Origin of the sequence: Streptomyces sp. NPDC002809 (assembly GCF_040295435.1) — a bacterium.
In the GTDB taxonomy this organism is placed as follows: domain Bacteria; phylum Actinomycetota; class Actinomycetes; order Streptomycetales; family Streptomycetaceae; genus Streptomyces.
In genome coordinates this window covers 1-22,959 of the sequence record NZ_JBEOVJ010000114.1, presented here as the reverse complement: position 1 = coordinate 22,959, position 22,959 = coordinate 1, and the positions used below count along the sequence as shown (strand labels likewise).

The following is a 22,959-nucleotide window of genomic DNA, read 5'->3' as shown; positions in this document are numbered from 1 at the left end:
GTCGGCGCCGTTGAGCTCTGCCTCAACCACTTGGTCGACGGCCCCGAGGAGTACGTCGTGGTCGACATGACCGCCGGTTCGGACTCGTTCGCCTCCCTCCTCGTCCCGTGCCCCTGTGAGTCACCCCTTGTCGAGGTACTCCTCGCGGTCCTTGTCCAGCAGGGCGTCCAGCGCGACGCGCAGCTCGGGCAGGTGCTCCAGCTCCGGGTCGGCGGCCACGACGGTGACCGCCTCCTGGCGGGCGGCGGCGATGACCTCCTCGTCGTCGATGACGCTCAGGACCCGGAGCGAGGAGCGGACCCCTGACTGTGCCTGTCCGAGGACGTCGCCCTCGCGCCGTTGTTCCAGGTCGATCCGGGAGAGCTCGAAGCCGTCGAGGGTGGCGGCGACGGCGGAGAGCCGGGCACGGGCGGGGCTCGCCTCGTGGGCCTCGCTGACCAGCAGGCAGAGGCCGGGAGCGGATCCGCGGCCCACCCGGCCGCGGAGCTGGTGGAGCTGGGAGACGCCGAACCGGTCGGCGTCCATGATCACCATCGCGGTGGCGTTGGGGACGTTGACCCCGACCTCGATGACGGTGGTGGCGACCAGGACGTCGACCTGGCCCGCGGCGAAGCGGCGCATCACGTCGTCCTTGTCGTCGGGGTGCATCCTGCCGTGCAGCACCTCGATGCGCAGACCGGTCAGCGGGCCCTTGGCGAGCTGCTCGGCGATCTCCAGGACGGCGAGCGGAGGGCGCTTGTCCCCCTCCTCCTTCTCCTTCTCCTCGGCGGCCTTCTTCTTCCCCTTCTTCTTGGCGGCGTCGTCCTCGTCGTCACCGATGCGGGGGCAGACGACATACGCCTGGTGGCCGTTCTCCACCTCTTCACGGACCCGTTCCCAGGCACGGCTGAGGAAGTGGGGTTTGTCCTTGGCGGGGACGACATGGCTGGCGATCGGCGAGCGGCCGGCCGGGAGCTGGTCCAGAACGGAGGTCTCCAGGTCCCCGAAGACGGTCATGGCGACCGTACGGGGAATGGGCGTGGCGGTCATGACGAGGAGATGCGGTGGCTGCTTCCCCTTGGAGCGCAGGGCGTCTCGCTGTTCCACCCCGAAGCGGTGCTGCTCGTCGACGACGACCAGCCCCAGGTCGTGGAACTGCACCTTGTCCTCGATCAGCGCATGCGTCCCGATGACGATGCCTGCCTCGCCGGTGACCAGGTCGAGGAGCGCCTGCCGGCGGGCGGCCATGCCCATGGAGCCGGTGAGCAGCACGACCTTCGTGCCCTGGTCCGAGCCGCCCAGCATGCCGCCCTCGGCGAGCTCCCCCATCATCTCGGTGATCGACCGGTGGTGCTGCTGGGCGAGGACCTCGGTGGGCGCGAGCATGGCGGCCTGTCCGCCCGCGTCGACGGTGCCCAGCATGGCGCGCAGCGCGACCATCGTCTTTCCCGATCCGACCTCGCCCTGGAGCAGCCGGTGCATCGGGTGCTCGGTCGCCAGGTCGTCGAAGATCTCCTTGGAGACCTTGACCTGGCCGTCGGTGAGGGTGAACGGCAGTTTGGCGTCGAAGGCGTCGAGGAGTCCGCCCGGAACGGGGCGGCGGGCGACGGCCGGCAGCTGGGTGTCGGCGTACCGGCGGCGGGCCAGGGCGACCTGGAGGACGAAGGCCTCGTCCCACTTGAGCCGGTCCCTGGCCGCGGCGACATCGGCCTTGGTCTGCGGGCGGTGGATCTTCAGCAGCGCCTCGGGCAGCGAGGTGAACCCCCGGCCGTCGCGCAGCGCGGGCGGCAGCGGGTCCACGGCCTCCTGGGCGCTGGGCAGCACCGCGTCGACCGCCTTGGCGATGCGCCAGGAGTCGAGCTGTTTGCAGGCGGGATAGATCGGCAGCAGGCGGCCGGCGAAGGCGTCCACGGCCTCGGTGGCACCGGCCTCGTCGTCGGATTCCGCGTCGAGGAGCTGGTACGTGGGGTGGGCCAGCTGCATCTTCCGGTTGAAGACGGAGACCTTGCCGGCGAACATGGCGCGCCGGCCCGGCAGCAGCTCCTTGTGCGGCTTGTGGACACCGTGGCCGAAGAAGACCAGCTGAAGCCGTCCGTGGCCGTCCGTGAGCGTCACTTCGAGGCGCTTGCCCCGTCCGCCGTTGAACATCATCACGCGGGCGTCGGCGACCTGGGCGACGACCGTCACGTGCTCGTCGAGCGGGAGCTCGGTCAGCGCCGTGAGCCGGCCGCGCTCCTCGTACCGCCGCGGGTAGTGATGCAGGAGATCACCGACCGTGTGCAGGTCGAGGTGCTCTGCCATCACCTTCGCGGTGGCTCCACCGAGCAGCTTCTTGAGGGGTTCGTCGAACGCAGACACGCGATCCATTGCACACCACGCCACTGACAGTTGTCCGAGGGGCACCACCGGGCCTCCGAAACTCCTGGTCAGAATCGTGCCCGCAACTCTAGGATCGGCTCCCACGCTTCTCGTTCGCGATCGCCCCGCGGGGGATCGCCCGACCCGCGCTGTCGCAAGTCCCCCCACCGGCGCTGCGACGATGACATCTGAGACCTCAGCGAATTCCGCGTCCACCGAGTCCGCCACCGCCCAGCAGCCGCACACCTTCCAGGTGGATCTGCGCGGTCTGGTCGACCTTCTCTCCCATCATCTGTACTCCTCTCCCCGCGTCTATCTGCGGGAGCTGCTGCAGAACGCCGTGGACGCCGTCACGGCACGGCGTGCCGAGCAGATGGACGCGCCGGCTCTGGTGCGGCTGTACGCCGAGGGAGGCCGGCTGCGCGTCGAGGACAGCGGCATCGGTCTGACCGAGGCGGATGTGCACAGCCTGCTCGCCACGATCGGCCGCAGCTCCAAGCGCGACGGGGCGGAGGGGCTCGCCTCGGCGCGTGCGGACTTCCTCGGCCAGTTCGGCATCGGGCTGCTGGCCTGCTTCGTGGTCGCGTCCGAGATCCGGGTGGTGAGCCGCTCCGCGCGGACGCCCGGTGCCCTGCCGGTGGAGTGGTGCGCCCGTGACGACGGTTCGTACACCGTCCGTACGCTCCCCGACAGCGCGCGCCCCGAGCCCGGCACCACCGTGCATCTGACGGCCCGCCCGGGCAGTGCTCAGTGGCTGTCCGAGGAGCGGGTGCTCGCGCTGGCCCGGGACTTCGGCTCGCTGCTGCCCTACGACGTACGGGTCGGCGAGGCGGCCGTCACCGATCTGCCGGCGCCGTGGGACCGCGCGTACGCGAGTCCGGCGGGGCGGCGGGTGGCACTGGCGCGCCACTGTCACGAGCAGTTCGGCTTCACGCCGCTCGACACGATCGATCTCGATCTGCCGCTCGCCGGGATCCGCGGGGTGGCCCATGTCCTGCCGTCCGCCGTCAGTCCGGCGCAGCGCGCGGGTCACCGGGTCCATCTGAAGGGCATGCTGCTGACGGACCGGGCGGACGAGCTGCTGCCCGAGTGGGCGTTCTTCGTGCGCTGCGTCATCGACACGGACAGTCTGCGGCCCACGGCCTCGCGGGAGGCGCTGTACGCGGACGAGACCCTTTCCGCGGTCCGGGACGCGCTGGGCGAGCGGATCAGGGACTGGCTCACGGGGCTGGCGGCGGGCGAACCGGAGCGGCTGGCGGAGTTCCTGTCCGTGCACCACCTGGGGGTGAAGTCGCTCGCCCGGCACGACAGCGCCATGCTGCGCACGATGCTGCCGTGGCTGCCGTTCGAGACGACGGACGGCCGGCTGTCGCTGGAGGAGTTCGCCCGGCGTCATCCGGTGGTGCACTTCACCCGGACCGTGGAGGAGTTCCGCCAGGTCGCGCCGATCGCCTCCGCGCAGGGCATCGGGGTGATCAACGGCGGCTACACGTACGACACCGAGCTGGTCGAGCGGCTGCCCTCGGCCCGGCCGGGGACGGTGGTCGCGGAGCTGGACGCCGACACGGTCACCGCGCACCTGGACTCCGTCGCCCCGGAGGAGGAACTGGCGCTCGGCGCGTTCCTCACGGCGGCGCGCGCCAGGCTGGACCCGCTGGGCTGCGATGTGGTGTTGCGCGCCTTCCACCCGCTGACGGTGCCGGCCCTGCACCTGGACGACCGTGCGGCCCGCCACGAGCAGGCGCGTGCGGACGCCGAGGAGCAGGCGGACGATCTGTGGGCGGGCATTCTGGGCTCGCTGCGCGGCAGTGCGCCGCGGGCCCGGCTCGTGCTGAACCATCTCAATCCGCTGATCCGCCGGATCAGTTCGCTGGACAGCCCGGAGCTCGCGGTGACCGCGACGGAGTCGCTGTACGGGCAGGCGCTGCTGATGGCCCAGCGGCCGCTGCGGCCGGCCGACTCGGCGCTGTTGAACCGGGCGTTCCTCGGCCTGCTGGAGTGGGCCACGCATCCCGCCGCCCCGGGGCACTCCCCCGCGAACCCTCAGGAGGACGGCCGATGAGCGCCGATGCCGCGACGATCCGCCAGGCCCTGCGGGACAACCAGGAGGAGCCGGAGGGGCCCGCGCGCAACGCCCGTGCGGAGCGGCTGCTGACCGAGGCGGAGCAGAGCGGGGACGCGGCCCTGCTGGTCGAGGCGCTCGTCCATCAGCTGCAGGTCTACAACTACAGCTCCGAGAAGGACAAGATGTTCGTCCCGTTCGCGCGGCTGCTGCGGCTGTGGGACGAACGGCCGGGCGACTTCGACCCGTTCATGACCCACCATCTCTTCTGGATGTTCAAGTGGGTCTCCAGTTCCATGGTCGACCAGCCGCACATCCCGCTCGCCTCCATCGAGAAGTGGCAGGGCGAGATGGAGCACCGCTACCGGCTGGCGGGGCATTCCGAGCGCGCGGTACGCCAGGGCGAGCTGGAGATCGCCCGGCATCTGGGCGATCTGGAACGGGCGGGGCGGGCGTACACCGCCTGGCAGGCGGCGGACCGGGACCGGATGGCCAACTGCCACGCCTGTGAGCTGCGCGAGCAGGGGAGCTGGCAGGCGCTGCGGGGGCTGGACGAGGAGGCGCTGGCAGCCTGGACGCCGGTGCTGGAGGGGGAGCACACGTGCGCGCACGAGCCGCACGCCGTGCTGGCCGCCTCGCTCCTGCCGCTCCTGCGGACGGGCTGCGCGGAGCAGGCCCGCGCCAACCATCTGCGCGGGTACCGGATGGTCCGGCCGATGGAGAGCATGCGGTACTCGGTCGCGCTGCACGTCGAGTTCTGTGCGCTGACCGGCAACGAGCCGCGCGCGCTGGAGATCCTGGCGGACCGGCCCGCGTACTTCACCGACAGCGGCAACCCCGGCAGTCTGATGGACTTCCTGGCCGTCACCGCCGTGCTGATGGACCGGCTGACCGAGCTGGGGCACGGCGCGCAGTCCGTACCGGGCCCGGCCGGTACGGACTGGACCGCCGCGTCGCTGGCCGTCGGGGCCAGGACCCAGGCGCTCGCCCTCGCGGACCGCTTCGACGCACGCAACGGCAACGGCTACGTGGGTGAGCAGGTGCGGGAACGTCTGGCGCGCCGGCCGCTGCTGGACCGGCTGCCTCTGGGCGTACGGGCCGTGCGGCTCGCGGCGCCGTCCTCTCGGCCGGCTTCCGCGGTGGCGCCCGCTGCGGCGGAAGCCGCGCAGGACCTGGCCGGGCTGCTGGCCGAGGCCCACCGGCTCTCGGACGCCCAGCATCCGGACGCGGGTTCCGCATGGCGGGCGGTCGCGGAGCGCGCCGGGAAGTCCGGGGAGGCGGACGCGCTGACCGCCCACGACCGGGCGAACGTGGCGGACCATCACGCGATGGACGGTTCGCTGCCGCCCGCCGAGGCGGTGGAGGCGTTCCGGACGGCCGCCCGGCTGTACGAGGCGGCCGGCGACCGGGGCGAGGCCGTCGCGGCGGATGCCAGGCGCGCCTTTCTCCACTCGGTGGCGGACGGCGCCGCGGACGAGGCGCTGACGGAGATCGAGCCGCTCGTGGACCTGGCTCTCGCCCTGCACGCGGAGGGCGGGGCCACGGGCCGGCAGGCGAGCGGGGTGCTGGTCTGCCGGGCCCGGATCCTCCAGCAGCGGATGTTCCGGGCTGCGGACGAGGAGGCCACGGACGCGGCGGTCGCCGCTCTCGGGCAGGCGGCACACGAGGTGCTCGCGTTCGCCGAACCCCTGCGTACGGGGGACAAGGTGGCCACCCGCATCTCCGAGGCGCTGGGATTCCTCGCGGACGTCGCGGCCTACCACGGCGACGGTCCCGGGGCGGCGGAGCTGTACGCGCGAGCGGCCGCCGAGGTCCACGCGGCGGAACTTCCCTGGTACGCCGTCGAGTACGAGTCCCGGACCGCGCGGCTCGCCTCGCAGCTCGACGACCACGAGACGGCGGAAGGGGCCGCACGGGCGGCGCTGGAGCACGGCGGGACGTCGCTGCCGGCCTCCGGACGGGCCCGGCTCCATCTCCAGCTGGCCGAAGTGCTCGCGGCGACGGAGAAGTTCGCGGAGGCGACGGAGCACGCCCTCGACGCCGCGCACTGGGCGGACGAGGCGGGCGAGAGCGAATCGCTGGGGGTCTACGCCCGGCACCAGCTCGGCGGCTGGCTGCTTCGGCTGGGGCGCGCGGCGGAGGCGGCGGCCGTCCTGGAGGCCGTACTGCCCGATGTCTCGGCCGAGGACCACGGGGACGGCATGGTCGTCCAGACGCTGTGGTGGCTCGGCGACGGACTGTCCGCACTCGGTGAGCCGCGGGCTGCCGCGGAGTACTGGCTGCGGGCGGCCGACATCGCGCGCGGCTGGCCGGAGCAGCACGACCACGCGATGCTCGCCCAGCTCGCCGGGCAGGCGCTGTACCGGGCCGAGCTGGCCCCGGAGGCGGAGCGGGCGTACGAGCGGGCCGGGGACTTGTGGCGGGCGCTGGGTGACGTTCCCGCGCTGGTACGGACGTTGCGGGTGCGGGCCTGGAACGCGGCCCGGGAGGGGCAGCCGGGACTCGACGCGGCGCGGTCGTTCATGGCCGCGGCGGAACGGGAGTGCGAGGGCCCGCAGCTGCGGGTGGAGCTCGCGGACACCTGCCACCAGACCGCCGAACTGCTCGCGCACGCCTACGAGGGCGAACCGGGCGAGGCCGCGGACGATCCGGCACGGGTCGCGTACGAGGAGGCGCTCGGGTTCGCCGACCGGGCGTCGGCGGCCTTCCACGAAGCCGGCCCCGCCCACCTGGACCGGCGCACGGCCGCCGACCTCACGGCCGCCTGGCTGGAGGCGAGCCTGGGCCGCGCGGACGTGGCGCTGAGGCGGGCCGGGGAGGTGCTCGCGGCGTACGAGGGGGTGCCGGCGGGCACGGACGAGACGGTGGACGCGCGCCGGTCGGAGGCGGAGTCGGTGCGGGGGTATGCGACGGGGGCGGCTGCGGGGGCATAGGGCCGGGGTTGCCCGGCGGGGCGCCTGACCCTCCACCGGGCCGTCCGGCGCGGCGCCTCGTCCTCAATCGCCGGACGGGCTTGGTTTCCGGCCCCCCGTCCGTGACGGAACCGGCCTCGCCCTCAACCGCCGGACCGGCTCGGTGTCGGGCCGTCCGGCGCTACTCCACCCCGATCAGCAGCGGGGCGCACTGGTGGCCGCCGCGGTAGACCACCGTGTCCACCGCCAGGTAGCCCTCGCGGACGTGTTCCTCCAGCGCGTCGGCCAGGGTGCCGGGGACGTCCTCGCCGAGGACCAGGGTGACGAGTTCGCCGCCCGCCGCCAGCATCCGGTCCAGCACCTTCCGGGCCGTTCCGGGGACGTCCTCGCCGATGACGGCCACATCGCCGTCGATCAGGCCGAGGATGTCGCCGGCCTGGCAGATGCCCGCCATGGTCCAGGACTGCCGTTCGGCGACGGCCAGTTCGGCGTAGCGGGTGGCGCCGGCCGCCGCGGTCATCGCGACGACGTCCTCGTCGAAGCTGCGGTCCGGTTCGTGGACGGCCAGGGCCGCGATGCCCTGGACCGCGGCCCTGGTGGGGATGAGGGCGACCCGGATGCCCTCGGTCCGGGCCTGTTCGGCGGCGGCCGCGGCGGTGTGCCGCAGGTCCCCGTCGTTGGGCAGGAGCACCACCTCGCGGGCGTGCGCGCGCCGGATGGCGTCGACGAGTTCGCCGCTGGCGGGGGGCTCCCCGGGCCGCGCGAGCACCGTCGTCGCCCCGGCCTCCGCGCACAGGCCGCCGAGCCCGTCGCCCGGGACGACCACGACGACCGCGCGCTGGGCCGGTTCGGGGCGGGCGTGCACGCGGTCCGCGGCGAAGTGGGTGATCCGGATGCGGTACGGCCGCCCGGCCTCGACGCCTGCCTCCACCGCCGCTCCCGCGTCGTCGACGTGCACATGGACGTTCCACAGCCCGTCGCCGCCGACCACCACGAGGGAGTCGCCCAGGCCGTCGAGCCGGGTCCGCAGCCGCTGCACGGCCTCGTCGCCGGCTTCCAGCAGGTAGATGACCTCGAAGGCGGGTCCGTCCTGCGGGTCCTCGCCCGCCGGGCAGTCCTCGACAGCGGCCGGAGCGGGAACGGGGGCGACGGACGGTGCGGTGAACAGGAGCGGCCCCCGTTCCGGGGCCCGGCCCGAGACCGCCTCGACCAAGGCGCCGAGCACTGCCACCAGTCCCCGTCCGCCTGCGTCGACGACCCCGGCGCGGCCGAGGACCGCAAGCTGTCCGGGGGTCGCCTCCAGGGCCGTCCGCGCCCCTTCGTACGCCGCCTGCGCCACCGCGGCCGCTCCGGCGCCGTCCGGCGCCCGCCCTGCGGCCTCGGCGGCCTCGGTGGCCACGGTCAGGACCGTGCCCTCGACGGGGTGGGCGACCGCCTCGCGGGCCGACGCCGCGGCCCTGGCCAGCGCGGTGCGCAGCGATCCGGTGCCCTCTCCTTCGGCCAGTACCCCGGCCATGCCGCGCAGCAGCTGGGACAGGATCGTGCCGGAGTTGCCGCGGGCCCCGATCAGCGCCCCGTGCGCCATGGCGCGTACCGCGTCGGCGGTGGAGGGAACCGAGGTGCCGGTCTCGTGGGCGGCGAAGACGGCCTCGACGGCGGCTGCCGCGGATTCCGCGGTCAGGTAGAGATTGGTTCCGGTGTCGCCGTCGGCGACGGGATACACGTTGATCGCGTCGATGGCCTCGCGCTCCCGGCCCAGCGCGTCCAGCGCCAGGGAGCACCAGGTACGCACCGCGACGGCGTCCAGGGCGTCGGCGGTCTGCGGCACCTGATGGTCCTCCTCGAAACGCGTACCGGGGCGGCGGGCTGCACCGCAGAGTAGCCCCGGCCATCGGCCGGGACGGGTCCAGGGGCGGGGCGAGTGGCTGCGGACCCATGGTAGTTTCGTATCTCCGACGCAGCCGTTGTATGCTGCTTCGGTTGCCCGACGAGAGTCGGGAACATCCCCCGGTACCGCCACTTCAGTCAATGAATCCGGCGTGCCGGAATTCACTGTAAGTGCATCTGAAGTTTTGGAGTGACCCGTGGCTGCCAACTGCGACGTTTGCGGCAAGGGGCCGAGCTTCGGCAACAGCATTTCGCACTCGCACCGCCGTACGTCCCGTCGCTGGAATCCCAACATCCAGCGCGTGCGTGCCGTGGTCGGGCGGACGCCGAAGCGGCTCAACGTCTGCACCTCGTGCATCAAGGCCGGCAAGGTCGCGCGCTGACGTTCCCGTCGTAGCGCAGCCCTACCGGTTGCCCAAAAAGCCGGTCCACCTCGGTGGACCGGCTTTTTGCTGTGCTCCGGCGGCGGCAGCGGTGCTCCGGCGGCGAGGGACCGCCCAGGCCACTCAGCGGGCGCTGCTCAGCCGCCACCCGTGGCGGACCGGGCCGATCCCCGATCCCAGTGGGAAGCCCGCCGCGATCGCCCCGGTGACGTAGGCCTTCGCGCCCCGTACCGCCGTGGGCACGTCCTGCCCGAGGGCCAGTCCGCAGGCGATGGCGGAGGCGAGGGTGCAGCCCGTGCCGTGGGTATGGCGGTTGTCGTGGCGGGGGGCGCGCAGCCAGTGTTCCTCGCTGCCGTCCGTGAGCAGGTCGACGGGTTCGCCCGGCAGGTGTCCGCCCTTGACGACCACCCAGCGGGGCCCGTATCCGAGCAGTTCCGCCGCGGCCTGCCGCATGCCGGCCTCGTCGGTGACCACGATGCCGGTGAGCTGTGCCACCTCGTCCAGGTTCGGGGTCGCCACGGTCGCGACGGGCAACAGCTTCGTGCGGACCGAGCCGAGCGCCTCGGCTGCCAGGAGCGGGTCCCCGTGCTTGGAGACGCCGACCGGGTCGACGACGACGGGAGCGTCCGTCCCGGCGAGGAGTGCGGCGACGGTCTCGACGAGCAGCGCCGACGCCAGCATGCCGGTCTTGACCGCGTTCACGCCGATGTCGTCGACGACGCTGCGGTACTGGGCGCGTACGGCCTCCGCGGGCAGCTCCCAGGCGCCCTGCACACCCAGGGAGTTCTGTGCGGTGACGGCGGTCAGCACGCTCATGCCGTGCACACCGAGCGCCAGCATCGTCTTCAGGTCGGCCTGGATGCCCGCACCGCCGCCGGAATCGGATCCGGCGACGGTGAGCACTCGGGGCGGTACGGCGGAGGGTATGGGCATACGCCGCAATCTACTGGGCGTCCTCGATGTCGCCGAAGTGGTCCCATCCGCTCTTGGCCGTCCAGGGCGCCCCGTCGACCGTCACCTGCGGCAGCGCCGAAGGGTTGAGGACCTCGCCGATCACCTTCCAGCGGGCCGGCAGCTTCACGTCGGACGGGAACGTGGCGACGATCGCGTGGTCCTCGCCGCCGGTGAGCACCCACTGGAGCGGGTCCACGCCGACGGCCTGCCCGATGTCGGACATCTGCGACGGGATGTCGATGAGCCCGGAGCGCAGGTCGATGCGGACCTTGCTGGCCTCGGCGATGTGCCCGAGGTCGGCGACGAGCCCGTCGCTGACGTCCGTCATCGCGGTCGCGCCGAGCCCGGCCGCCGCGGGGCCCGCGTGATAGGGCGGTTCGGGGCGGCGGTGCGCCTCCACGAAGGCACGGGGTGAGCGGAAGCCCCGTGAGAGGACGGCGTACCCGGCGGCGGACCAGCCGAGCCAGCCGGTGACGGCGACGACGTCGCCGGGCTGGGCACCCGCCCTGGTGACGGGTTCGTGGTTGCGCAGATCGCCGAGTGCGGTGATCGCGACGGTGATGGTGTCGCCGCGCACCACATCGCCGCCGACCACGGCCGCCCCCGCGACCTGGCACTCGTCGCGGATGCCGTCCATCAGCTCCCCGGCCCAGGTGACCGGGAGTTCGGCGGGGACGACGAGACCGAGGAGCAGTGCGGTGGGCACGGCGCCCATGGCGGCGATGTCGGCGAGGTTCTGTGCGGCCGCCTTGCGGCCGACGTCGTACGCCGTCGACCAGTCACGCCGGAAGTGCCGTCCCTCCAGCAGGATGTCCGTGCTGGCCACGACCCTGCGGTCGGGGGCGGTGATGACCGCGGCGTCGTCGCCGGGTCCCAGCCGTACCGCCGGAGTGGTGGTGAGCCGGGAGGTCAGTTCCCTGATGAGCCCGAACTCCCCCAACTCGCCCACGGTTCCCTTCACCGAGTCTCACCTCTCATCTATGGGGCCGGACGGGCGTCCGGCCTGCTTCAGCGGCCGGATGCCCGCACCGGCCGTGGAGCGTGTCCGCCGGAGGGGACGGTCCGTCCTGCTGGTCACGGGCATGCGTGTCCCCCGTCCGCGCCGCTGAGCTTGCGGTCGCGGGCGTTCACTGCTGTCGGTACTGTCAAGAGATACGTCAACTTGTGTGTTCTGTACGCCACGCTGTGGGCGTCATCCGGCCCGCAGGTCTCCCCGCGGCCCACGGCAACGCGATAACGTGGCGTCCCTTTCCCCCACATGATCCTCGTGGCCGCCCTGGAGGTTCCGTGGTACAGGCGTACATCCTTATCCAGACCGAGGTGGGCAAGGCGTCGACCGTCGCCGAGACCATCGCCAAGATTCCGGGAGTGATCCAGGCAGAGGACGTCACCGGCCCCTACGACGTGATCGTGCGGGCCCAGTCCGACACGGTCGATGAACTCGGACGCATGGTGGTCGCCAAGGTCCAGCAGGTGGACGGCATCACCCGAACCCTGACCTGTCCGGTCGTTCACCTGTAGCCCCCGTCTACGCTGGGCCGGTGACATCTTTCTGCCGCCGGCTCCCCCACCCCGTGCTCCTCGGTCCGTCCGCCGCCCTGGTCCTCATGGCTGCGGCGGGCTGCACCTCCACGGACCCGTCGGCATCGGTCACGGTGCCGACCCCGTCCTCGGAAGCCGCAGCCTACTGCCGTGCGCTGCACAAGGAGCTGCCGAGTTCCGTCGCCGGTCTGGAGCGCAGTGATCCCACGCCCCGTTCGGATCTGACCGCCGGGTGGGGGGACGGGGCGATCGTACTGCGCTGCGGTGTCCCGCGCCCCGCGAAGATGGACGACGACCAGTCGAAGGCCGCAGAGGCCAACGGCGTCAACTGGCTGCTGGAGCAACGGGAGGACGACGGGCCACGCTTCACGACCACCCTGCGCAAGGCGTACGTCGAGGTCACGCTCTCGGAGGCGTACGCGCATGACGCGACCCCGCTGGCGGCCTTCGCGTCGGCGGTCAAGAAGACGGTTCCCAGCAGCCTGTAGGGAGTGCGCCCCGGCCGGGGCGCACTCCCTGTGCTGTGCCGGCTGCTCTCAGCGCAGGCCGGTCGGCCGGTCGAGCGCCGCCTGGATGAGCCGGTCGACGAGCTGCTGGTAGCTGACGCCGCTCTCCTGCCACATGCGCGGGTACATGGAGATCGGGGTGAAGCCAGGCAGGGTGTTGATCTCGTTGATGACGAAGCCGCCGTCCTCGGTGAGGAAGAAGTCGGCGCGCACCAGGCCCTCGCAGGAGGTGGCCTCGAACGCCTCGACCGCGAGCCGCTGGACCTCGGCGGTCTCCTCGTCGGTCAGCGGGGCGGGCACGATCCCCGACGCCGCGTCGATGTACTTGGCCTCGAAGTCGTAGAAGTCGTGCGAGGTGACCGGCGGGATCTCGGCGGGCACGCTGGCGCGCGGACCGTCCTCGAACTCCAGCACCCCGCACTCGATCTCGCGGCCCCGCAGCAGCGATTCCACAAGGAACTTCGGGTCGTGACGGCGGGCCTCCTCGATCGCCTCGTCGAGGCCGGAGGGGTCGTCGACCTTCGTGATGCCGATGGACGAGCCGGCCCGGGCGGGCTTGATGAAGAGTGGCCAGCCGTGCTCGCCGGCGAAGTCCGTGATGCGCTTGCGGGCGCCCTGGGCGTCGTTGTCCCACTCGCGGGGGCGTACGACCAGGTACGGCCCTACGGGGAGCCCGAAGGAGGTGAAGACGCGCTTCATGTACTCCTTGTCCTGGCCGACCGCCGAGGCGAGGACGCCGGCGCCGACATACGGCACGCCGGAGAGCTCCAGGAGGCCCTGGAGCGTGCCGTCCTCACCGTAGGGACCGTGCAGGACGGGGAAGACGACGTCGACCTCGCCGAGCGCCTTGGGGACGGATCCGGGCTCGCTGTAGACCACTTCGCGGCTGCCGGGATCGACGGAGAGCACCACGCCGCCCTCGTCGGACTCGGCCAGTTGTGCCACGTCGGGCATCTTCCGGTCCGTGATCGCCATGCGTTCGGGTTCGTCGGCGGTGAGCGCCCAGCGGCCGTCCGTCGTGATGCCGATCGGCAGGACGTCGTACTTCGTCCGGTCGATCGCGTTCAGGACCGCACCGGCCGTGACCACCGAAATGCCGTGTTCGGAGCTGCGGCCGCCGAACACGACGGCTACACGCGGCTTGCGGAGCTGCTGCTCCGTGCTCTGGGGGAGGTTCTCGCTGCTCATATCGCGATGAGCGTACCTTCTGGTAGGGATCGCGTCAGCGCGGCCGGTACCGCCCGGTGGGTGAACCGGCTCAGTGCCGCTCGGCCTTGGCGCTGCGCGACATCAGTTCCTTGAGCGCCACCATCGGCGGCTTGCCCTCGTGGACGATGGAGACGACCGTCTCGGTGAGGGGCATCTCGACGCCGTACCTGCGGGCCAGGTCGAGCACGGACTCGCACGACTTGACGCCCTCGGCGGTCTGCCTGGTGACCGCGATGGTCTCCTGGAGCGTCATGCCGCGGCCGAGGTTGACGCCGAAGGTGTGGTTGCGCGAGAGCGGCGACGAGCAGGTCGCCACCAGGTCGCCGAGGCCCGCGAGTCCGGAGAAGGTCAGCGGGTCGGCGCCCATGGCCAGGCCGAGCCGGATGGTCTCGGCGAGTCCGCGGGTGATGAGCGAGCCCTTGGTGTTGTCGCCGAGCCCCATGCCGTCGGCGATGCCCACGGCCAGTCCGATGACGTTCTTGACGGCGCCGCCGAGTTCGCAGCCGACCACGTCGGTGCTGGTGTACGGCCGGAAGTACGGGGTGTGGCAGGCGGCCTGGAGGCGGCGTGCGACGGACTCGTCCCGGCAGGCCACGACGGCCGCGGCGGGCCGCCGTTCGGCGATCTCCTTGGCGAGGTTGGGTCCGGTGACGACGGCGACACGGTCGGCGGAGACGTGGGTGACGTCCTCGATGACCTCGCTCATCCGCTTCGCGGTGCCGAGTTCGACGCCCTTCATCAGCGAGACGAGGACCGTCTGCGGCTCCAGGTGCGGGGCCCAGTCGGCGAGGTTGGCACGCAGCGTCTGGGACGGCACGACAAGCACCGCGAAGTCGGCGCCGCGCAGCGCCTCGGCCGCGTCCGTGGTGGCCCTGACCGATGCGGGGAGTTCGATTCCCGGCAGGTACTCGGGGTTGGTACGGGTCGTGTTGACGGCCTCGGCGACCTCGGCCCGGCGGCCCCAGAGGGTGACCTCGCAGCCCGCGTCGGCGAGGACCATGGCGAAGGCCGTACCCCATGAGCCGGTTCCGAAGACGGCTGCCTTTACGGGGTGCGTCACTTGGGTCCCTCTCCTTCGGCCTTGCGCCGTTGTTGTGCCCGGGCCTTGCGGTGATCGTAGGGCTCGGCGGGTGCCTGCTGGCCGCGTACTTCCTCCAGCTGCGCAGTGACCGCGAGCATGATGACCTCGGTCGCCTCGCGCAGCACGTCGGGCGTCGGCTCACGGTCGTAGAACCGGGAGAGGTCGACGGGCGGACCGGCCTGGACCTGGAGGGTCTTGCGGGGGAAGAGCCGCACCTTCTTCTCCGTGGCGTAGGGCGGCACCGCCAGGTTGGCGCCCCACTGCGCGACGGGGATGACCGGGGCCCTGGTCATCAACGCGACGCGGGCGGCGCCGGTCTTGCCGGCCATCGGCCACATCTCGGGGTCGCGGGTGAGGGTGCCCTCGGGGTAGAAGGCGACGCACTCGCCGCGCTCGATGGCGTCGACGGCGGCCCGGAAGGCGTCCAGCGCGTTGGTCGTCTCGCGGTACACGGGGATCTGGCCGGTGCCGCGCAGCATCATTCCGATGAAGGGGGTCTTGAAGAGGCCCGCCTTGGCGAGGAGCCGCGGCACCCGTCCGGTGTTGTACTGGAAATGCCCGTACGAAAGAGGGTCCAGGTACGAGTTGTGGTTGACCGCGGTGATGAATCCGCCGTCGGCCGGAATGTGTTCCATTCCCCGCCAGTCGCGCTTGAACAGAATCACCAGCGGCGGTTTCGCGATGACCGCCGCCAGGCGGTACCAGAAGCCGATTCTGCGGCGGGACACTCGGACACCTTCCTCTATATGACCTGACTGTGGAGCTGACTGCTGACCGGCTACCGACGGTCAAGTCTCGCCCCAGGCCCCTGCTCTGTCGAGAACACCGTACGCCTCGCCCCGGGGACCGACCCTCCGGGTTGTCGTACCGGCAGGCGAGAATAGGCGGCCATGCACATCAAGGGGGAGACCGCCACGAACACCGACCCGACCGGCCCCTGGTCGCTGGTCGTCCCGTTGAAGCCTCTGGCGCGGGCCAAGAGCAGGCTGGCACCCGCCTCCGGCGCCCTGCTGAGGCCACGGCTGGCCCTGGCCTTCGCCCGGGACACCGTGTCCGCCGCCCTGTCCTGTCCGGGAGTCGCCGATGTGGTGGTCGTCACGGACGACACGGCGGCCGGGGCCGCGCTGGCGGCGCTCGGGGCCCGAATCGTGGCCGACACCCCGGCCGCCGGGCTCAACGCCGCCCTCGCACACGGTGAGCGAGCGGCGCGTTCGGCCCGGCCCCGCGGCGCCCTCGCGGCGCTCAACGCCGATCTGCCCGCGTTGCGCCCGGCGGAATTGTCCCGCGTACTCGAATTCTCTGCCGCCTTCCCCCGGGCATTTGTGACCGATGTCGCGGGAATCGGAACGACTTTTCTCTCCGCTGGGCCAGGAGTGGAATTGCGCCCCGCTTTCGGCGGTCCGTCCAGGGCCCGCCATCTCGCGTCGGGGGCGGTGGAGGTCACGTTGTCGGGTATCGATTCGGTGCGCCAGGACGTGGACACGGGCGACGATCTGCGGGCGGCGCTGGCCCTGGGCGTCGGCCCGTACACGGCGGGGCGCTGGGCCGCGGGGGTCCCCGCGGCGGACCGATAGGCTGCCGCCCATGCAGGCGACCTCGTACACGTACGACTCCGAGACCCGCACCGGCAGCGTGCTGCTCGACGACGGCACCCCGGTGGCCTTCGACGCCCCGGCCTTCGACGCCGGCGGCCTGCGGCTGCTGCGTCCGGGGCAACGGGTGCGGATCGAGGGCGAGGGCGAAGGGGCCGCGCTGCGGATCACCCTGGTGACGCTGCAGACCTTCTGAAGCCGGGACGGCCGCCCCGAACAGCCCGCGGGCCGGGCTCCCCGAGGGGAGCCCGGCCCGGCGCGTGTGAGGAGCCTTGTGGTGCCGGTCCTCACTTCTTGCGTGCAGTGGCCTTCTTGGCCGTGGTCTTGCGCGCGGTGGTCTTCTTCGCGGGCGCCTTCTTCGCCGTGGTCTTCTTGGCGGGCGCGGTCTTGCTCGCGACGGCCTTCTTGGCTGCCGTCGTCGTCTTCTTCGCCGCCGGGGTCGCCTTCTTCGCGGCCGCCGTGGTCTTCTTCGCCGCCGCGGACGTCTTCTTCGCCGTGGTCTTCTTGGCGGCGGCAGCAGTCGTCTTCGCCGCTGCCACGGTCTTCTTGGCGGTGGCCTTCTTCGCCACGGCCTTCTTGGCGGTCGCCTTCTTGGCGGCGGCCTTGGCCGTCGTACGGGTGGAAGAACCGCCCGAGAGGCTGCCCTTGGGGGCCTTCTTCACGGCCACGTCGTTCTTGGGGAGCTTCTTCGAGCCGCTCACCAGGTCCTTGAAGCCCTGTCCCGCACGGAAACGGGGCACCGAGGTCTTCTTGACCCGTACGCGCTCACCCGTCTGCGGGTTGCGGGCGTAGCGGGCGGGGCGGTCGACCTTCTCGAACGAGCCGAAGCCGGTGACCGAAACGCGGTCACCTGCGACAACTGCACGAACGATCGCGTCGAGCACCGCATCGACGGCGTCCGCGGCCTGCTGACGGCCGCCGACCTTGTCGGCAATCGCTTCTACGAGCTGCGCCTTGTTCACGTCTTCCCCTTCGGAGACATCGCCCGAACGAAACTGTTCAGGCTTTTTCGCACGTTAGGCAGATATATACCGCAAATCAAACACGAAACGGGCTAATCACCCTAGTGCCGCAACGAAGTCGACCGCTGCGCAGTTCCGCAGAGTCAGTCACCTTCGGGGAATCGGCCCTCATCGAGGTCCTTCATCAACCGGTCCAGACGCCTTGCTGCATCTGGGAGATCGTGCTTTGCCGCGGCCGTGACGACCAACAGCTTCCGGTTCAGCGCCATCCGTACGCCCTCCGGGACTTGCAGTGCACGCACTCGTGAGTGCGCTTCCTTCAATTGGTCGGCGACTTGGCCGTAAAGCTTGAGTTGGCTGTCGCGTTCCATGCACCGATTGTGCCATCTGGGGCGAGTTGTCGCCCGACGGGGTCTCAACAAGCGACTGCGCCCCCTACCAGAAGGCAGGGGGCGCAGTCCTGGAAACGCGCTGCTCAGGCGTTAATTGTACGGGGCTTGTGGGCCGGCCTGACCGCCTCGTAAGCCGCGATGTCCGCTTCGTTCTGAAGGGTGAGGCTGATGTCGTCCAGCCCGTTCAGCAGCCGCCAGCGGGCGTTCTCGTCGAGCTCGAAGTCCGCGGTGACGCCCTCGGCGAGGACCTGCCGCTTCTCCAGGTCGACGGTGATCTCGGCCGTCGGGTCGGCCTCGGTCAGCTCCCAGAGGGCGTCGACGACCTTCTGGTCCAGGACCACGGTCAACAGCCCGTTCTTCAGCGAGTTGCCGCGGAAGATATCGGCGAACCGGGAGGAGATGACGGTCTTGAAGCCGTAGTTCTGGAGCGCCCAGACGGCGTGCTCGCGGGACGAGCCGGTGCCGAAGTCGGGGCCGGCCACCAGGACCGAGGCACCCTTGCGCTCCGGGCGGTTGAGGACGAAGTTCTCGTCCTTGCGCCAGGCCTCGAAGAGCCCGTCCTCGAAGCCGTCCCGGGTGACCTTCTTCAGCCAGTGGGCGGGGATGATCTGGTCGGTGTCGACGTTGCTGCGGCGCAGCGGGACGGCCCGGCCGGTGTGTGCGGTGAAAGCTTCCATGATTCTCAGACTCCGGCGGGCGTACGGGCGTCGGACAGGTCGGCCGGCGAGGCCAGATGGCCCAGCACGGCGGTCGCGGCGGCGACCTGCGGGGAGACCAGGTGCGTACGGCCGCCCTTGCCCTGCCGGCCCTCGAAGTTGCGGTTCGAGGTCGAGGCGGAGCGCTCGCCGGGGGCCAGCTGGTCGGGGTTCATGCCGAGGCACATCGAGCAACCCGCGTGCCGCCATTCGGCGCCGGCGGCGGTGAAGACCTTGTCCAGGCCCTCCTCCACGGCCTGCAGGGCGACCCGGACGGAGCCCGGGACGACCAGCATCCGTACGCCGTCGGCGACTTTGCGGCCGTCCAGGATCGCGGCCGCGTTGCGCAGGTCCTCGATCCGGCCGTTGGTGCAGGAGCCTACGAAGACGGTGTCGACGTTGATCTCGCGCAGCGGCTGGCCTGCGGTCAACCCCATGTACTCCAGAGCCTTTTCGGCGGCGTTGCGCTCCGAGGCGTCCTCGTACGAAGCAGGATCGGGGACGTTGGCCGACAGGGGTGCGCCCTGGCCGGGGTTGGTGCCCCAGGTGACGAACGGCGCCAGTTCGGCGGCCTCGATGACCACCTCGGCGTCGAAGACCGCGTCGTCGTCCGTGCGCAGCGTCTGCCAGTACGCGACGGCCGCGTCCCAGTCCTCGCCCTGCGGGGCGTGGTCCCGGCCCTGCAGATAGTCGAAGGTGGTCCGGTCCGGGGCGATCATGCCCGCCCGCGCACCGGCCTCGATCGACATGTTGCAGATGGTCATCCGGGCCTCCATCGAGAGCTTCTCGATGGCGGAGCCGCGGTATTCGAGGATGTAGCCCTGGCCGCCGCCGGTGCCGATCCGCGCGATGATCGCGAGGATCAGGTCCTTGGCGGTGACGCTCTCGGGCAGTTCGCCGTCGATGGTGATCGCCATCGTCTTCGGACGGGCCAGCGGCAGCGTCTGCGTGGCCAGCACGTGCTCGACCTGGCTGGTGCCGATACCGAACGCCAGCGCGCCGAACGCGCCGTGCGTGGAGGTGTGGGAATCACCACATACGACCGTGGTGCCGGGCTGGGTCAGACCCAGCTGCGGGCCGACCACGTGGACGACGCCCTGCTCGACGTCGCCCAGGGGGTGCAGCCGGACGCCGAACTCCGCGCAGTTCTTGCGCAGGGTCTCCAGCTGTGCGCGGGAGACCGGGTCGGCGATCGGCTTGTCGATGTCGAGGGTCGGGGTGTTGTGGTCCTCGGTGGCGATGGTGAGGTCGAGGCGCCGCACCGGGCGTCCGGCCTGCCGCAGACCGTCGAAGGCCTGCGGGCTGGTCACCTCGTGCAGCAGGTGCAGATCGATGTAGAGGAGGTCGGGCTCACCTTCGGCGCGCCGGACGACATGGTCGTCCCAAACCTTCTCCGCGAGTGTCCTACCCATCGCTTTCCCTCCGGCCGGCGTCGTCGCCGGCCCAACTAGAGATTCGGTGCGCCCCCGTCCGGACCCCCGTACGGGGCGGTGGCTACGGGCCGTTGTGGGGCCGCCCGTACAGGTTCGCAACTTCGCTGGAAAATTGAACTTGCGTTTCACAGAGTGAGACGCGAGTATCGTCGTATGGACAACTCTAGCGGCGTCGGCGTTCTCGACAAGGCTGCTCTGGTATTGAGCGCCCTGGAGTCCGGGCCGGCCACCCTCGCCGGGCTGGTCGCGGCGACCGGGCTCGCACGACCCACGGCTCACCGACTGGCAGTGGCACTGGAACACCACCGCATGGTGGCGAGGGACATGCAGGGCCGTTTCATTCTCGGCCCCCGCCTGTCGGAGCTCGCCGCGGCGGCGGGCGAGGACCGGCTGCTCGCCACGGCGGGACCGGTACTCACCCACCTCCGCGACATCACCGGCGAGAGCGCCCAGCTCTATCGCCGGCAGGGCGACATGCGGATCTGCGTGGCGGCGGCGGAGCGGCTGTCCGGCCTGCGGGACACCGTGCCGGTCGGCTCCACGCTCACCATGAAGGCGGGATCCTCCGCCCAGATCCTCATGGCCTGGGAGGAGCCCGAGCGCCTGCACCGCGGCCTCCAGGGCGCCCGCTTCACCGCGACGGCGCTCTCCGGCGTCCGGCGCCGGGGCTGGGCCCAGTCGATCGGTGAGCGCGAGCCGGGCGTCGCCTCGGTCTCCGCCCCGGTGCGCGGCCCCTCGAACCGGGTGGTCGCCGCGGTCTCGGTCTCCGGACCGATCGAGCGGCTGACCCGGCACCCGGGACGGATGCACGCCCAGGCCGTCATCGACTCGGCCGCCCGGCTGAGCGAGGCCCTGCGTCGCACCGGCTGAGCAGGCGCTCCCGCCTGCCGCACCAGAGCCGCCCCAGCGTCGTGGCGGCCCCTCCGTACCCTGGCCCTCAGCGCATTGCCTCTCCGTACCTCGCCTCTCCGTGCCTCACTTCGCCGGCGAGCGCGCGTGCGAACCGATCCGCCCCACGGCGGCCCCGCTTCTCGATCGGCAGCGAGCCGGTCGCCGCGGCCAGTCCGTACGCCGGCGTGTATTCCGCGTAGCCGGACTCCTGACTTCCGATCCCCGCCCGGGGTGCGGGGATTCCCGCCACGGCCGGTCGACCGTCTCTGCGGGTTCCTGCCTCTTCGCGCCGCGCCGGGATCAAGGATCCCGGTCCCAGCTGTGCTCGACGGCCTGACACCGCCGGTCCGGAGCCGAAGGGCGTCAGCTCGCGGGCTCCGCCAGGCGTACCCGGAACTGCTCCGCCACAACTGACGGGCCCGGCGCCTGCGGTCCGGCTCCCGCTCCGCCGGACATGTCCCGCGCAGTCGGAGCAGGTGGAGATGGCCGTCACCTCCGCGGTGCCGCACGAACCGCTGACGGCGGCAGTGCGGCGGTCGGCCCAGGAGGAGCGGGCCCGGCGGTACGGGCTGCGGGCCCGGCGGTACGGGCTGCGAGTCCGGCCCGTACGGGCTCCGGGACGCGCGCGGGCCGGACCGCCCGCCCAACACGCCTGCGTACACGAGCAGAAGGCCCCTCACCGGAGTGAAGGGCCTTCGCCTGATGCTCTGTTGTACCCCCGACCGGATTTGAACCGGCGCTACTGCCGTGAGAGGGCAGCGTGCTAGGCCGCTACACAACGGGGGCTTGGATACTGCGACTTGCTTGTCTTGCGCTGGGCTACCAGGACTCGAACCTAGAATGACGGTACCAGAAACCGTAGTGTTGCCAATTACACCATAGCCCATGGTGTTACAAGTACCCCCGACCGGATTCGAACCGGCGCTACTGCCGTGAGAGGGCAGCGTGCTAGGCCGCTACACAACGGGGGCCCTAGCGATCCTGCATCAAGAACGTGGGTGCGACCCAGATGTTCTCGCGGGAAGGATCTGTACCCCCGACCGGATTCGAACCGGCGCTACTGCCGTGAGAGGGCAGCGTGCTAGGCCGCTACACAACGGGGGCTTGTTCCTGCAACTTACTTGTCTTGCGGTCTTGCGCTGGGCTACCAGGACTCGAACCTAGAATGACGGTACCAGAAACCGTAGTGTTGCCAATTACACCATAGCCCACTGAAACGCAACCCCTGAGGGTGTTGTCTCTGTCTGCGCTTCCCGTCCGGATCTTTCGTTCCGCTTGGGCGGCGCAGGAAGAACATTACCTGAAGGTGTCCGGCGCTCCAAAACGGGTATTGCCCGCCAGCAGGCCGGGGAGCTGGTCGAGAGCTGTGATCCGGACGAGTTCGGGCCGTCCGCCCCGTCCGCGCCGGTCCAGCCAGATGCCGGTCAGCCCTGCGGCCACCGCACCGCGGGCGTCGATGTCGGGTTCGTCGCCCACGTAGGCGACCTCCTCCGGCGGCAGCGCCAACGCCTCGCAGGAGGCGAGGAACGCCCCGGGGGCGGGCTTCGCGATGCCCAGCTCCGCCGCGCACAGGACGGACTCGAAGCGGTCGCGCACACCGAGCACGGTCAGCTTGTGGTGCTGCTGTTCCAGGGCTGAGTTCGACAGCACGGCGTGCCGGTACGCCCCGGCCAGGGCGTCGAGCGCGGGCACGGTGTCCGGGAAGAGCGCCCAGGCGGCCTCGTAGTGGGCGATGTGCCGCTCGAACCAGGCATCGGCCTCGGCGTCGTCCAGCGGGCGTGCGAGGAAGTCCCTGGCCCGGTCGCGGCGCTGGCCCTGCCAGTCCGTCTCCCCGTCGGCGAACCGCTGCCAGTGGTGCCGGGTGAGCCGCTGCCAGGCGTCGCCCGCCTCATCGGCGGTGGCGTAGCCCGCCGGCAGCCCCTCGGCCTTGAGGTGCCGGGACATGCCGGTGGCGGCGGCCGTCGTGTAGTCGAAGAGTGTGTCGTCAACGTCCCAGAGGACGGCTCTGATCGGCATGAATCCGACTCTAGGGCGTCGGGCGCACCTGGCGGGCGAACGTCGGGGCCCCCCCCCCCCGAGAACCCGGTAACCGGCCGGCCGCCGCGCCGGGGGATGACGCGC

Annotated in this window: 20 protein-coding genes and 5 tRNA genes; 8 read left to right on the top strand and 17 right to left on the bottom strand. The window is 71.4% G+C overall.

Annotation, left to right across the window (positions count from 1 at the left end; all coding sequences use genetic code 11):
* Nucleotides 1-120 precede the first annotated feature (120 nt).
* Nucleotides 121-2,346 carry an ATP-dependent DNA helicase RecG gene (gene recG, locus ABT025_RS36690; protein WP_351003007.1) on the bottom strand — a complete coding sequence of 742 codons (2,226 nt, stop codon included), beginning with the start codon at nucleotides 2,344-2,346 and terminating at the stop codon, nucleotides 121-123.
* A 172-nt stretch (nucleotides 2,347-2,518) separates the two neighbouring features.
* Between recG and ABT025_RS36685 the strand changes: the two genes are divergently transcribed.
* The gene (locus ABT025_RS36685) at nucleotides 2,519-4,399 is read left to right on the top strand and encodes an HSP90 family protein (RefSeq protein WP_351003006.1); all 1,881 of its coding nucleotides are present in this window, start codon (nucleotides 2,519-2,521) and stop codon (nucleotides 4,397-4,399) included.
* The gene (locus ABT025_RS36680; RefSeq protein WP_351003005.1) at nucleotides 4,396-7,332 is read left to right on the top strand and encodes a tetratricopeptide repeat protein; all 2,937 of its coding nucleotides are present in this window, start codon (nucleotides 4,396-4,398) and stop codon (nucleotides 7,330-7,332) included. The genes ABT025_RS36685 and ABT025_RS36680 overlap by 4 nt, the downstream gene beginning before the upstream one ends.
* Before the next feature lie 160 nt (nucleotides 7,333-7,492).
* On the opposite strand, the gene ABT025_RS36675 is transcribed toward ABT025_RS36680, so the two are convergent.
* Entirely contained in the window at nucleotides 7,493-9,139 is a 1,647-nt protein-coding gene (locus ABT025_RS36675) for a DAK2 domain-containing protein (RefSeq protein WP_351003004.1), read from the bottom strand.
* Between the two features lie 256 nt (nucleotides 9,140-9,395).
* On the opposite strand from ABT025_RS36675, the gene rpmB reads away from it, so the two are divergent.
* Nucleotides 9,396-9,581: a 50S ribosomal protein L28 gene (gene rpmB / locus ABT025_RS36670; RefSeq protein WP_003965989.1), complete on the top strand. Its 186-nt coding sequence runs from the start codon at nucleotides 9,396-9,398 to the stop codon at nucleotides 9,579-9,581.
* A 123-nt stretch (nucleotides 9,582-9,704) separates the two neighbouring features.
* On the opposite strand, the gene thiD is transcribed toward rpmB, so the two are convergent.
* Both thiD and ABT025_RS36660 read right to left on the bottom strand, forming a co-directional pair.
* Complete coding sequence (thiD, locus tag ABT025_RS36665) at nucleotides 9,705-10,514, bottom strand: bifunctional hydroxymethylpyrimidine kinase/phosphomethylpyrimidine kinase (RefSeq protein WP_351003003.1); 810 nt, start codon at nucleotides 10,512-10,514, stop codon at nucleotides 9,705-9,707.
* 10 nt (nucleotides 10,515-10,524) lie between these two features.
* A complete protein-coding gene (locus ABT025_RS36660) occupies nucleotides 10,525-11,496 on the bottom strand; it encodes a thiamine-phosphate kinase (protein WP_351003002.1) in 972 nt (323 codons plus the stop codon).
* 326 nt (nucleotides 11,497-11,822) lie between these two features.
* On the opposite strand from ABT025_RS36660, the gene ABT025_RS36655 reads away from it, so the two are divergent.
* Both ABT025_RS36655 and ABT025_RS36650 read left to right on the top strand, forming a co-directional pair.
* Nucleotides 11,823-12,056, top strand: a complete 234-nt coding sequence (locus ABT025_RS36655) for an Lrp/AsnC family transcriptional regulator (RefSeq protein ID WP_073726918.1) — start codon at nucleotides 11,823-11,825, stop codon at nucleotides 12,054-12,056.
* 20 nt (nucleotides 12,057-12,076) lie between these two features.
* Nucleotides 12,077-12,565 carry a DUF3515 domain-containing protein gene (locus tag ABT025_RS36650; protein WP_502972115.1) on the top strand — a complete coding sequence of 163 codons (489 nt, stop codon included), beginning with the start codon at nucleotides 12,077-12,079 and terminating at the stop codon, nucleotides 12,563-12,565.
* Nucleotides 12,566-12,613: 48 nt separating this feature from the next.
* Here the strand turns inward: ABT025_RS36650 and ABT025_RS36645 are convergent, their stop codons facing one another.
* From ABT025_RS36645 to ABT025_RS36635, 3 genes are all read right to left on the bottom strand, one after another.
* Nucleotides 12,614-13,771, bottom strand: a complete 1,158-nt coding sequence (locus tag ABT025_RS36645; RefSeq protein ID WP_351003001.1) for a D-alanine--D-alanine ligase family protein — start codon at nucleotides 13,769-13,771, stop codon at nucleotides 12,614-12,616.
* Between the two features lie 70 nt (nucleotides 13,772-13,841).
* Entirely contained in the window at nucleotides 13,842-14,852 is a 1,011-nt protein-coding gene (locus ABT025_RS36640) for an NAD(P)H-dependent glycerol-3-phosphate dehydrogenase (RefSeq protein ID WP_351003000.1), read from the bottom strand.
* Nucleotides 14,849-15,601: a lysophospholipid acyltransferase family protein gene (locus ABT025_RS36635; protein ID WP_351002999.1), complete on the bottom strand. Its 753-nt coding sequence runs from the start codon at nucleotides 15,599-15,601 to the stop codon at nucleotides 14,849-14,851. The genes ABT025_RS36640 and ABT025_RS36635 overlap by 4 nt, the downstream gene beginning before the upstream one ends.
* Nucleotides 15,602-15,763: 162 nt before the next feature.
* Between ABT025_RS36635 and cofC the strand changes: the two genes are divergently transcribed.
* Both cofC and ABT025_RS36625 read left to right on the top strand, forming a co-directional pair.
* On the top strand, nucleotides 15,764-16,447 hold the full coding sequence (cofC, locus tag ABT025_RS36630) for a 2-phospho-L-lactate guanylyltransferase (RefSeq protein WP_351002997.1): 684 nt from the start codon (nucleotides 15,764-15,766) through the stop codon (nucleotides 16,445-16,447).
* 10 nt (nucleotides 16,448-16,457) lie between these two features.
* Nucleotides 16,458-16,661, top strand: coding sequence for a hypothetical protein (locus ABT025_RS36625; protein WP_351002994.1), 204 nt, complete (start codon nucleotides 16,458-16,460; stop codon nucleotides 16,659-16,661).
* A gap of 91 nt (nucleotides 16,662-16,752) precedes the next feature.
* Here the strand turns inward: ABT025_RS36625 and ABT025_RS36620 are convergent, their stop codons facing one another.
* The 4 genes from ABT025_RS36620 to leuC all read right to left on the bottom strand — a co-directional run bounded on the left by ABT025_RS36620 (nucleotide 16,753) and on the right by leuC (nucleotide 19,926).
* Nucleotides 16,753-17,427, bottom strand: a complete 675-nt coding sequence (locus tag ABT025_RS36620; RefSeq protein ID WP_351002993.1) for an HU family DNA-binding protein — start codon at nucleotides 17,425-17,427, stop codon at nucleotides 16,753-16,755.
* A gap of 143 nt (nucleotides 17,428-17,570) precedes the next feature.
* Nucleotides 17,571-17,798, bottom strand: coding sequence for an SCO5555 family protein (locus tag ABT025_RS36615; RefSeq protein WP_136330716.1), 228 nt, complete (start codon nucleotides 17,796-17,798; stop codon nucleotides 17,571-17,573).
* 104 nt (nucleotides 17,799-17,902) lie between these two features.
* Nucleotides 17,903-18,496 carry a 3-isopropylmalate dehydratase small subunit gene (leuD, locus tag ABT025_RS36610; RefSeq protein WP_351002992.1) on the bottom strand — a complete coding sequence of 198 codons (594 nt, stop codon included), beginning with the start codon at nucleotides 18,494-18,496 and terminating at the stop codon, nucleotides 17,903-17,905.
* Nucleotides 18,497-18,501: 5 nt separating this feature from the next.
* Nucleotides 18,502-19,926 (bottom strand): 3-isopropylmalate dehydratase large subunit, encoded by a 1,425-nt coding sequence (gene leuC, locus ABT025_RS36605; protein WP_351002991.1) that lies wholly within the window; start codon nucleotides 19,924-19,926, stop codon nucleotides 18,502-18,504.
* 174 nt (nucleotides 19,927-20,100) lie between these two features.
* Between leuC and ndgR the strand changes: the two genes are divergently transcribed.
* Nucleotides 20,101-20,817, top strand: a complete 717-nt coding sequence (ndgR, locus tag ABT025_RS36600; RefSeq protein WP_003966003.1) for an IclR family transcriptional regulator NdgR — start codon at nucleotides 20,101-20,103, stop codon at nucleotides 20,815-20,817.
* A gap of 734 nt (nucleotides 20,818-21,551) precedes the next feature.
* Here ndgR and ABT025_RS36595 read toward each other — a convergent pair.
* The 6 genes from ABT025_RS36595 to ABT025_RS36570 all read right to left on the bottom strand — a co-directional run bounded on the left by ABT025_RS36595 (nucleotide 21,552) and on the right by ABT025_RS36570 (nucleotide 22,854).
* Nucleotides 21,552-21,624, bottom strand: a tRNA-Glu gene (locus ABT025_RS36595).
* A gap of 28 nt (nucleotides 21,625-21,652) precedes the next feature.
* Nucleotides 21,653-21,724 (bottom strand) — tRNA-Gln (locus tag ABT025_RS36590).
* Between the two features lie 12 nt (nucleotides 21,725-21,736).
* Nucleotides 21,737-21,809, bottom strand: a tRNA-Glu gene (locus ABT025_RS36585).
* Nucleotides 21,810-21,869: 60 nt separating this feature from the next.
* A tRNA-Glu gene (locus ABT025_RS36580) sits at nucleotides 21,870-21,942 on the bottom strand.
* A 35-nt stretch (nucleotides 21,943-21,977) separates the two neighbouring features.
* Nucleotides 21,978-22,049 (bottom strand) — tRNA-Gln (locus ABT025_RS36575).
* 85 nt (nucleotides 22,050-22,134) lie between these two features.
* A complete protein-coding gene (locus ABT025_RS36570) occupies nucleotides 22,135-22,854 on the bottom strand; it encodes an HAD family hydrolase (RefSeq protein ID WP_351002990.1) in 720 nt (239 codons plus the stop codon).
* Nucleotides 22,855-22,959 lie beyond the last annotated feature (105 nt).